Origin of the sequence: Pseudomonas sp. IT-P260, assembly GCF_949768395.1 — a bacterium.
Classification (GTDB): Bacteria; Pseudomonadota; Gammaproteobacteria; order Pseudomonadales; family Pseudomonadaceae; genus Aquipseudomonas; species Aquipseudomonas parakoreensis.
In genome coordinates this window covers 104,702-115,717 of record NZ_CATKPO010000001.1, presented here as the reverse complement: position 1 = coordinate 115,717, position 11,016 = coordinate 104,702, and the positions used below count along the sequence as shown (strand labels likewise).

Genomic DNA, 11,016 nt, shown 5'->3' with positions numbered 1-11,016 from the left:
TTCTCAGCATCCGGATCAGTAGGCAGGAAGCACAAAGGCACGTCGTCCCTATAAAACGAATGCAGACCGGAAAAATTAGCGAATGAGAACAAGTGTCAGGCGGGAGGCAGAGCAGGGAATTTCTGTCGTATCGCACAACCCTGTAGGAGCTGCGGCACGCTGCGATCTTTTGATTTTAAAGATTAGGATCAAAAGATCGCAGCGTGCCGCAGCTCCTACAGGGAGCGGATCAGGCGGTGATGGCCAGGCTGTGCCGGCGATGATGTCCTTCCAGTTGATCCTTGATCACCTTGAGCACTTTGGCTTCATGCTCATGAATGAAAAAGTGCCCGCCGGCGAGCATGTCCACCGAAAAGCTGCCGCGGGTTTCCTTGCTCCAGCCGATCAGTTGCTCGGTGGTCGCGCGATCCGCCTTGCCGCCCAGCACATGCACCGGGCAGTTGAGCAACGGCCGTTGCAACGGTTCAAATTTGCCGCAGAGCAAGAAGTCCGCGCGCAGGATCGGCAGGGTCAGGCTCATCAGCTCGGCATTGGCCAGCACTTCTTCGCTGGTGCCGTTGAGTGTGCGCAATTGATCGATCAGCTCGGCGTCGGTTTTCGGCTCGGCAAAACCGCGATCGTAATCGGCGCGCATCGTCGGCGCCGCCGTGCCCGAGGCAAACAGCGCCACCGGTTCCGCACAGCCCAACAGGCGCAGCGCATGAGCGATTTCGCAAGCCAGCAGCGCGCCCAGGCTATGGCCGAACAACGCATACGGCACCTTGAGATTGGGCCGCAATTCCTTGGCCAGTTGCATCGCCAGCGCACGCATATCCGTGTGCAGCGGCTCGTCGAAACGCGCACCGCGCCCCGGCAGTTCCACCGGTTGCAATTGCAACCATTGCGGCAGTTTAGGCCGCCAGCGGCTATAGACCATGGCGCTGGCGCCGGAGTACGGCAGGCACAGCAGGGTCAGCTTGTTCACCCGGCTTTCCTCGAAAAATGTGTCTGTAGAGAGAAACGGATTACTCCCCCGGCAAATTAGTCGCGCGCCGGTAAATTGCGCCAACAGGCGCTCGTTAACTGTTCAGGCCAAAACCAATAACGAGGATTCACCGTGGACCTGCAGAGCATCCTGGGCAAGTTGTTCGCCAACGCCGGTGCCGTCGGCATCGAAGGCGTTTTCCAATTCGTGTTTGGCCCGCAGCAGGCCTACTGGTCGGAGGTCAAGGCCAGCAGTCGCACCGCGCCCGGACGCCACCCCAGCCCCGACGTGACCATTGAAGTCGCCGAGGCTGATTTTCTCGGGATCATGGGCGGCCGGGTCAATGTCGAAGAACTGTTCGCCAGCGGTCGCCTGAAAATCGGCGGCAACATGGGCCTGGCGACGCTGCTGCCGCAGATCATCGAGCACGCGATGCACGGTGGCGCCGTGGCGCAAAAGGTCGACATGAACAAGCGCTACCCGACCCCGCCACGCTTCAGCGAACAACTCACCGCCGGCCTGCCGGTCCAGACCCGCGTCGAGCGTCTTGCCCGCAGTGAGTTGTCGGTCAGCGAATTCAAAAGCCAATACTTGCCCAATGGTATCCCGGTGGTGATCAGCAATGCTCTGCAGGACTGGCCGCTGTTCAAGCTCAGTCGCGAAGAGTCGCTGGTGCATTTCGCCGAACTGCAGGGCATCACCCGCCACGGCGATTACGTGAAGAAGACCTTTTCCACCGAACGTGATTTCCGCTCGACGTCGATGGCCGAGTTCATTGCCTCACTCGACCAACCGGCAGTCAAAAGCGCCGACGGCGAACCACCGGCCTACATGGGCAACAACATCCTGCCGGCGCAATTACTGCAGCAGATCAAGTACCCGCCCTACTTCGATGCCTCGCTGTTCATCCCGCCACGCATCTGGATCGGCCCCAAAGGCACGCTGACGCCGCTGCACCGCGACGACACCGATAATTTGTTCGCGCAGGTCTGGGGCCAGAAGCAGTTCACCCTCGCCGCCCCGCATCACCGCGAAGCATTGGGCACCTGGTCGACAGCGCCAAAGGGTGGCCTGGACGGCTGCGACTTCAACCCCGACGCGCCGGACTACCAGCGCTTTCCTGCGGCACGCGATGTGACGTTCCTGCGCGTGACGCTGGAAGCCGGGGATCTGCTGTTTTTGCCGGAGGGCTGGTTCCATCAGGTGGAGTCGGTGTCGACGTCACTGTCGGTGAATTTCTGGGTGAATTCGGGACGGGGTTGGTGACCGACACCACCAAACGCCTGAAGGTATCGATAACTGTGGCGAGGGAGCTTGCTCCCGCTGGACTGCGAAGCGGTCCCAAGCTCTGAGTCTCAATGATTTCTGAAATCGGGCCGACTGGTTTGCGATTGCTGCGCAATCGAGCGGGAGCAAGCTCCCTCACCCCAACAGCTCATCAATGCCGGCTGATTTCAGCTGCCGATAACTCTGCAATGCCGACGCCAACACCACCGCCCCCGCCGCAATCGCCAGCCAGAATCCGCTGCGTGCGCCGAAAGCATCCACCAGCGCGCCGGAGCCGGCGGCGCCAATCGCCACGCCGATGCTCAATCCGGTCACCAGCCAGGTCAGGCCTTCAGTCAGCTTGGCCGGCGGCACGATGCGCTCGATCAGCGCCATCGCCACGATCAGCGTCGGCGAAAAGAACAATCCCGCGACAAACACTGCCAGCGACAAGCTGACAATATTGCTCGCCAGCAACAACGGCAGCGTGGTCACCGCCGTCGCCACGCCGCCGTACAGAAACAGCCTCGGCAACGGCAGTGTCGAACGCATCGCGCCGAAGGCGATACCGGCCAGACACGAGCCGATGGCGTACACCGACAACACGATGCTCGCCGCCGCGGGCTGACCCTGCTGCTGGGCGAAGGCGACGCTGACCACATCGACCACGCCGACGATGATGCCCATGGCGAGCATCAGCGCCAGCAGCCATTGCACGTCGGTCGAGCGAATGATCGAACCCTGATGCTGCGACGCCTGCGGGTGCACCGCCGGCTCGGTGCTGCGCTGGGCGACAAACGCCGTCACCCCGATCGCCAACGCCAACAGCGCGGCCAACGGCCCGGCCTCGGGAAACGCCACCACGCACAAACCCACCGACAGCGGCGGGCCGACGATGAAACAGACTTCATCAAGCACCGATTCCAGCGCATAGGCAGTCTGCAATTGCGGCTGGCCGCGATAGATCTCGGTCCAGCGCGCGCGCACCATCGCTGACATGCTCGGCATGCACCCGGCCAGCGCGGCGAAGATGAACAGCGTCCAGGTCGGCGCCTGCAAACGCGTGCACAACAGCAACATCAACAGCGCCCCGCCACCGATCAACGCCGACAGCGGCAGCACGTTGCCCTGGCCGTAACGATCCACCAGCCGCGACACCTGCGGCGCGCAAAACGCCGTGGCCAGAGCAAACGTTGCCGCCACCGCACCGGCCAGCGCGTACCCGCCCTTGAGCTGCGAAAGCATGGTGATCACGCCGATGCCGGTCATGGAAATCGGCATGCGCGCGATCATTCCGGCCAGAACAAAAGCCCGGGCGCCGGGAGCGGTGAATAATTCGCGGTAGGGATTTGCCATGGGCTGCAGCCTCATCAAGGGCCGCCAAGTTGCCATAAAGGTTGATGAACGTGGAAGCGGGGAATTGTTGGTGGAATGTGAAGGCGCGAAACTCGACACCTTGCGATTCCAGGCACTCTCCGAGGATCTCTCCCCAAGACCAATGGCATTGCCGCCGACGTCTGGAATCACATAACCAATAATCGAAAATCGCGCACACCTGTCAGGTTTTACAGGTGCTTTTTCATGCGATTGCAGTTCTCATGAGGCTTTGACTCAATGGCGTACCGCTCCCGAATGAACGGGCAACTGCTCTTGAGCACTATCCCATAGCGCACACGCCAAGGAGCCTTGTCATGGAAGAGAAGCTTATTCTGGTATCGCCCAAGGATCGCCAGACCGGTGTAGCCTCAAAGATGGAAGTCCATCACCAGGGACTGCGCCATCGCGCATTTTCGATTCTGCTCTTTGACTCACAAGGTCGGATGCTGATGCAGCAACGCGCGTTGGGCAAATATCATTCTGGCGGATTATGGACCAACACCTGCTGCGGGCATCCTCGCCCTGGCGAACGCACGGCCGCCGCAGCCCTGCGTCGACTGCAGGAGGAAATGGGCACGACGTGCAAACTGCAGAAAGTCGCCTCGATGCTCTATTACGAGCAAGTGTCCAATCAACTGATCGAGCATGAATTTGACCACGTGTTTGCCGGCCTCAGCCAGCTCGATCCGGTAGCCAACCCCGAGGAAGTCGAAAGTTGGGAGTGGCTGTCGCTGGAGGAGATCACCGAACGGATCGAACAGGCACCCGAGCAGTTCACAATCTGGTTTCGCCGGATGTTCGAGCAGTTCGGGACAGGAGGTGTAAGGCAATGGTTCGAGGCCGCCCGCGATGCGTCAGCGGCACGATCAATGCCTGATGCTTTTGGGAAAAACGCAAGATCACACTGGGCCGTCCCGCCGTTGTATTGTCCGGCGCCGTTTCGGATTGATACGGCACTGGCCGAGGCTGTCGAAGATCGGCTTATGCCATGGATCAAGGAAGTCGGCATATTTGCCGGACAACTCGAAAAGGTCCGCGCCATGGGGTTCGGTCGCTTCGCCATGCTTTGCCATACCGACACTCACGATCCCGATCGCCTGCTGCTTTCGGCACAGTGCATCGCCGCCCTGTTTGCCGTGGATGATTACTACTGCGATGACGAGCGAACCGGCTCCGAACCGCGTCTGGTAGGCCCCCGACTTTCGCTGGCGCTGGCCGCACTGGAGCCGGCGCACCTGCCCTCTCGCTTTCGTTGCGGTCTTGATCAGGCACTGAACAGTGACCCGGTACTGGTTGCGCTTCGCGCCTATATGGACCGCGTTCAGGCATTCGCATCTTCCGTACAAGTGGCCAGGGTACGCCACGAAATCATCGCCATGTTTGTCACCATGACTGCCGAAGCGGCATGGCGCCTGGAAGGATTGACTCCACCCATCTGGGAATACCTCGCTCAACGCCAGACCAACAGCTTTTTACCCTGCATGTCATTGATCGACGTGATCGGCGGATACGAACTGCCAGCACACATCTACAGCGCCCCTGCCGTGCGGCGCGTGACCACGCTGGCCGCCAGCGCCACGATCGTCGCCAACGATCTGTATTCCGCACACAAGGAAAATCAGGCCGCAATCGGCGATTTCAATCTGCCGCTGTTACTGGCTCGCGAACACAATTGCACGCCCCGACAAGCGATGATCAAGTGCGCGCACGTTCATGACGAAATCGTGCACCTGTATGAAGCGGCGGAACAAGCCGTGCTGCCGGATGCATCGCCGCTGCTGCAGCGTTTTCTGACCGGCATAAAAAGCTGGGTCTCCGGCAGTCTTGAATGGCACCGGCACAGTGGCCGCTATCACGTCTGAACGTGTCGATCTTTTCATGCATGTGGATGAACTCTCGCAGCTCGCCATGGGTCAGCTGACTGAGCCCTTAACCCAGACATTTCGAGCATGCAGATTTCCCTCGCCCGCCAAGTAGCACTGGTCACCGGCGCCAGCTCCGGCATCGGCCATGCCGCCGCCAAAGCGCTGGCCGCTGCCGGCGCCGCCGTCGTCATCAATTACCACCGTCAGGCCGAACCTGCTGAAGCGCTGGCGCAGCAAATCATCGCCGACGGCGGTCAGGCACTGGCCATCGGCGCCGATATTTCCAAGGAAGACCAAGTCGAACGGCTGTTCGCCGAGACCCTCGAAGCCTTTGGTGCGCTGGACATTCTGGTGGCCAATTCCGGTCTGCAAAAGGATGCCGCGGCGGTGGACATGACTCTGGAAGACTGGAACACGGTGATCGGCGTCAACCTCACCGGCCAGTTTCTCTGCGCCCGCGCCGCGTTGCGGATCTTCAACCGTCAGGGCGTGCGTGAAGGCGTGTCCCGCGCCGCCGGCAAGATCATTCACATGAGTTCGGTGCATCAGCGCATCCCGTGGGCCGGGCACGTCAACTATGCGGCGTCCAAGGGCGGCGTCGATCAGTTGATGCAAACCCTCGCCCAGGAAGTCAGCCCGCAGCGCATTCGCATCAACGGCATCGCGCCGGGTGCGATTCGCACGGCGATCAACCAGGACGCCACCGAAGGCGCTGCTGGTGAAAAACTGCTGGAGCTGATTCCGTACGGGCGCATCGGCGATGTCGAGGACATCGCCAACGCGGTGGTGTTTCTCGCTTCCGACGCCGCCGACTACATCGTCGGCACCACCCTGTTCATCGACGGCGGCATGAGTCTTTATCCGGAGTTTCGCGGCAATGGCTGAGCATCATCCTGAACGACAAAGCCCGATCGACGCCCACGGCATCATCGGTGACCTGCGCAGTGCCGCGCTGGTCAACGACAGGGGCAGCGTGGATTTTTTCTGCTGGCCGGAATTCGACAGCCCGTCGATCTTCTGTTCGCTGCTCGACACGCCTGAGGCGGGGATTTTCCAGCTCGCGCCGGACTTGCCCGATGCCCGACGCGAGCAAATCTATCTGCCGGACACCAACGTTCTGCAGACCCGCTGGCTCAGCAAACAGGCCGTGGTGGAAATCACCGACCTGCTGCCGATCGGCGACAGTGTCGATGACCTGCCGCTGCTGATGCGCCGGGTGCGGGTGGTCAGCGGTGAAGCGACGTTTCACATGCGCTGCGCGGTGCGCCATGACTACGCGCGCGCCAACACCCGCGCGCAGATGGATCAACAATCGGTGATTTTCAGCGCCGAGGGTCAGCCTTCGTTGCGGCTGGTGGCGGATCAGGCGTTGCACATCGATGGCGAGTCGGCCGTTGCTTCCTTCAGTTTGAAGCAGGATCAAAACGCCGAATTCGTCCTCGGTGGCGCCGACGATCCGCGCTTCAAGGATGACGGCGCGAAAATGTGCCTGGAGCGCACGCTGAAGTTCTGGCGTGACTGGATCGGCCAGTCCAACTACCGTGGGCGCTGGCGGGAGATGGTCAATCGTTCGGCCCTGGCGCTGAAGCTGCTGACCTCGCGCAAGCACGGCGCGATTCTCGCCGCCGCCACGTTCGGCCTGCCGGAAACCCCCGGCGGCGAGCGCAATTGGGACTATCGCTACACCTGGATCCGCGACGCCTCGTTCACCGTCTACGCGTTCATGCGTCTGGGCTTTGTCGATGAGGCCAACGCCTACATGGGCTGGCTGCGCGGGCGGGTCAGCGATTGCCAAGGGCATTCAACCAAACTCAACATCCTCTATGCCATCGACGGTCGTCAGCAACTGCCGGAAACCGAACTCTCGCATCTCTGCGGCCATGGCGGCGCGCAACCGGTGCGCATCGGCAATGGCGCGTATGACCAGATTCAACTCGACATCTTCGGCGAGTTGATGGATGCGGTTTATCTGGTCAACAAGTACGGCGACGCGATTTCCCACCAAGGCTGGAACCATGTGCGCCAAGTGGTCGATCAGGTGTGTGAGACCTGGCAGACCACGGATGTAGGCATTTGGGAAATGCGCGGTGAGCAGCATCACTTCTTGCACTCGCGACTGATGTGCTGGGTGGCCCTGGACCGGGCGATACGACTCGCTTCGAAACGCTCGCTGCCGGCACCGTTCGCCCAGTGGGACCAGACCCGCCAGGCGATCTACGCCGACATCTGGGACAACTTCTGGAACGAGGAGCGTGGGCATTTCGTCCAGTACAAGGGCGGCACCGCGCTCGACGGTTCGATGCTGCTGATGCCGCTGGTGCGCTTCGTCAGCGCCAAGGACCCGCGCTGGCTGTCGACCCTTGAAGCGATCGAAAAGACGCTGGTGCGCGACGGCATGGTCTACCGCTACCGCAACGATGACGCCAACATCGACGGTTTGACTGGCACCGAAGGCGCCTTTGCCGCCTGCTCGTTCTGGTACGTCGAATGCCTGGCCCGGGCCGGTCAGGTGGAAAAGGCCCATCTGGAATTCGAACAACTGCTGCGCTATGCGAACCCGCTGGGGTTATATGCCGAAGAGTTCGACAGCCATGGCCGGCATCTGGGCAACACCCCGCAGGCGCTGACGCATCTGGCGTTGATCAGTGCGGCGAGTTTTCTCGATCGGCGTTTGAGTGGGGAAAAGGGTGAGTGGCAGCCGTAATTTCGCCAGTATCTGTAGGAAATATGCCGCATCAGCACGCTACGCTGGGCTAACCCCTACACAGAAATAAACAGAATCAGATCTCCTGTGGTGAGGGGATTTATCCCCGATGGACTGCGCAGCAGCCCCGCTCTTTGCCTGCTTATTTGTTCAACAGTGCCGCATTGCATGGCTTTGCGACTGCTGCGCAGTCGATCGGGGATAAATCCCCTCGCCACAGTTTGGGTAGTTTGTTCCTGCTTCTTGTAAACAACACCCAGGCAAATCCCTCCCCCGCAACCTGCACTTACACCCTGAAATACCCTGTTGCCAGCTGTTACATCCACCCCTACCATCCACCGCAACGGGCACAGCGGAGCTGTCCAATAAAACCCGAATTCAAGGAACCAGAATGACCCAGCACGTCCACCGTCCCATCGCCACGCCCCTGCGCACCGGCCTGACCCGCACCCAACTGTGGGAAGCCGCCGACAAAGGCCTGATCAAATGCTGGGAAATCGGCCGCCAGCGCGCCAGCCGCTTCCCCGACCTCGCGCAACAATGCCTCGCCGGTGAACTGCCGGTCCTCGGCTGGAAAGGGGGCGTCAGCCGCAGCCTGAAGAAAAACGAGAAATACGGTTCGCTGAAATACCTGGCGCAGTGGCAAGGATTGCGTGGCGAAGACCTGGATATTGATCTGAGTGAAGAACGCTCGATGACCTGTTCGCGAACGAAGATGCGGGTAACGTTTACGCCGGATCGGACGAAGTATTTCAATCAGGTGGCGGAAGCCGAGGTTTAGGAAACAACGCCGACAAGTGACGCTTCCCCTGTGGCGAGGGAGCTTGCTCCCGCAGGCCTGCGCAGCAGTGCATTTAAGTATGGGGTCGCTTCGCAACCCGGCGGGAGCAAGCTCCCTCGCCACAACGGAATGGTCTAGTGTTGCCTGACGCCCATTGCTGTGGAGTCTGCCGTGTCTGACATTCAATGCGTATTGACACCGAGCCTGACCGTTGCCTTTGAACAGCACGGCCCGTCCAACGGCGACGCGGTCGTATTGCTGCATGGCTTCCCCTACTCGCCTCGGGCGTACGATGAAATCGCCCCCGCCCTCGCCGCCCACGGTTATCGGGTGATCGTCCCGTATCTGCGCGGTTACGGGCCGACTCGCTTCAACCACACCGAAACACTGCGCTCCGGCCAACAAGCAGCCCTCGCCCAGGATTTGCTGGAGTTGATGAACGCACTGGGTATCGAACGTGCAACGCTTTGCGGTTACGACTGGGGCGGTCGTGCAGCGTGCATCGTTGCGGCGCTGTTTCCCGAGCGGGTACTCGGGTTGGTGACGGGGGATGGTTATAACGTGCAGGACATCGCCAATTCGACCCGGCCGCTGGATCCCGAGTCCGAGCATCGCTATTGGTACCAGTACTATTTCCACACCCCTCGGGGCGTTGCGGGCCTGACGCAAAATCGGCGGGCGCTCTGTGAACTGCTCTGGAGATTGTGGTCACCGACCTGGGCACGCAGCGTCGAACGTTATCCTCTAAGCGCTCCGGCCTTCGACAACCCCGACTTCGTGGACGTGGTGATTCATTCCTACCGTCATCGCTTCATGTACGCCGCAGGCGATCCGGCCCTGCAATGGATGGAAGACGCGCTGATCAAACAACCGCCGATCAGCGTGCCGACAATCTCCCTGTGCGGTGCCGATGACGGGGTCGGCCCGGCACCGGCAGAAGATCAAGACATGGCACACTTCACCGGCCCGTATGAAAGGCACGTGCTGCACGGCGTCGGCCACAACATTCCCGAAGAGGCGCCCCAGCAAACCCTCAAGGCATTACTGGATCTGCTCCAGCACTGACCGAAAACCGCTCCCGATACGCCTGCGGCGTCACGCCCATGGTCCGCAGAAAACTGCGGCGCAAGGTTTCTTCACTGCCAAACCCGCAGTTGGCGGCGATGCGTTTCACCGGCAGCCCGGTGTCGCTGAGCAGACGGCGCGCGGTTTCGACGCGGATGAGTTCGATGGCGCGGGCCGGGGTCTGGCCGGTGTCGGCGCGGTAGTGGCGGATGAAACTGCGTTCGCTCATCCCGGCCTGTTCGGCCAGGGTCGGGACGCCGAGGTCGCAGGTGAGGTTTTCGGCGATCCAGGCGTGCAAATCATCGAAACGGTTGCCTTGTTTTTGCAGTGACAACGTCACGCTGAATTGCGACTGCCCGCCCGGGCGCTTGAGGAACACCACCAATTGTCGGGCGACGTCCAGGGCCATGTCGCGACCGAGGTCGTCTTCGACCATGGCCAGCGCGAGGTCGATGCCGGCGGTGACGCCCGCCGAGGTCCAGACCGGGCCGTCGTTGATGAAGATCGGATTGGGCTCGACCTGCAATTGCGGGTGCTGCCGCGCCAGTTGTTCGCAGCGGGTCCAGTGGGTGACGACCCGGCGACCGTCGAGCCAGCCGCTGGCCGCCAGCAGAAACGCGCCGGTGCAGACCGAGGCAACCCGCCGGCATCCACCGGCATGTTCACGCACCCAGCTCACCAATTCAGCGTCTTCGGCAGCCGCGTAAACACCCCAGCCACCGGCGATGATCAGGGTATCGCTGGGCTGCTTCGGCAGCGGCTCGGCCAGCATCGCCAACCCGGCGGAAGCGTTCACCGCGCCGCCGCCGATGGCGATGACTGTTGGCGCGTACGGCGCAGGCAAACCCTGCTGGCGGGCGATATCGTTGGCCGAGGCGAATACTTGCAACGGGCCCGTGACATCGAGCAATTGCACATTGGCGAACGCGAGAACGTGGATGGTTTTCGACATTTGGCGTAAACCGTGGGCTGATTGGCGCATGCGCCAAAACCT

General features: G+C 61.3%; 9 protein-coding genes. 6 read left to right on the top strand and 3 right to left on the bottom strand.

The annotated features are described in order from the left end of the window. Positions 1-229: 229 nt before the first annotated feature. Complete coding sequence (locus ACM6HV_RS00475; RefSeq protein WP_414902876.1) at positions 230-964, bottom strand: thioesterase II family protein; 735 nt, start codon at positions 962-964, stop codon at positions 230-232. Positions 965-1,096: 132 nt separating this feature from the next. Here ACM6HV_RS00475 and ACM6HV_RS00470 point away from each other — a divergent pair, with 132 nt between their 5' ends. After that, entirely contained in the window at positions 1,097-2,230 is a 1,134-nt protein-coding gene (locus ACM6HV_RS00470; RefSeq protein ID WP_414902874.1) for a cupin-like domain-containing protein, read from the top strand. A 156-nt stretch (positions 2,231-2,386) separates the two neighbouring features. Here ACM6HV_RS00470 and ACM6HV_RS00465 read toward each other — a convergent pair whose 3' ends face one another. Beyond that, positions 2,387-3,586, bottom strand: coding sequence for an MFS transporter (locus tag ACM6HV_RS00465; protein ID WP_414902872.1), 1,200 nt, complete (start codon positions 3,584-3,586; stop codon positions 2,387-2,389). Between the two features lie 335 nt (positions 3,587-3,921). On the opposite strand from ACM6HV_RS00465, the gene ACM6HV_RS00460 reads away from it, so the two are divergent. From ACM6HV_RS00460 to ACM6HV_RS00440, 5 genes are all read left to right on the top strand, one after another. Then, complete coding sequence (locus ACM6HV_RS00460; protein WP_414902870.1) at positions 3,922-5,469, top strand: family 2 encapsulin nanocompartment cargo protein terpene cyclase; 1,548 nt, start codon at positions 3,922-3,924, stop codon at positions 5,467-5,469. An 87-nt stretch (positions 5,470-5,556) separates the two neighbouring features. Next, a complete protein-coding gene (locus ACM6HV_RS00455) occupies positions 5,557-6,357 on the top strand; it encodes a glucose 1-dehydrogenase (RefSeq protein WP_145596355.1) in 801 nt (266 codons plus the stop codon). Then, positions 6,350-8,176 (top strand): glycoside hydrolase family 15 protein, encoded by a 1,827-nt coding sequence (locus tag ACM6HV_RS00450; RefSeq protein WP_414902868.1) that lies wholly within the window; start codon positions 6,350-6,352, stop codon positions 8,174-8,176. The genes ACM6HV_RS00455 and ACM6HV_RS00450 overlap by 8 nt, the downstream gene beginning before the upstream one ends. 391 nt (positions 8,177-8,567) lie before the next feature. Further along, a complete protein-coding gene (locus tag ACM6HV_RS00445; RefSeq protein WP_145596352.1) occupies positions 8,568-8,957 on the top strand; it encodes a hypothetical protein in 390 nt (129 codons plus the stop codon). A gap of 171 nt (positions 8,958-9,128) precedes the next feature. Then, positions 9,129-10,022: an alpha/beta fold hydrolase gene (locus tag ACM6HV_RS00440; protein ID WP_414902865.1), complete on the top strand. Its 894-nt coding sequence runs from the start codon at positions 9,129-9,131 to the stop codon at positions 10,020-10,022. Here ACM6HV_RS00440 and ACM6HV_RS00435 read toward each other — a convergent pair. Then, entirely contained in the window at positions 9,991-10,974 is a 984-nt protein-coding gene (locus tag ACM6HV_RS00435; RefSeq protein ID WP_414902863.1) for a GlxA family transcriptional regulator, read from the bottom strand. The two genes, ACM6HV_RS00440 and ACM6HV_RS00435, sit on opposite strands and share 32 nt — an antisense overlap. Positions 10,975-11,016 lie beyond the last annotated feature (42 nt).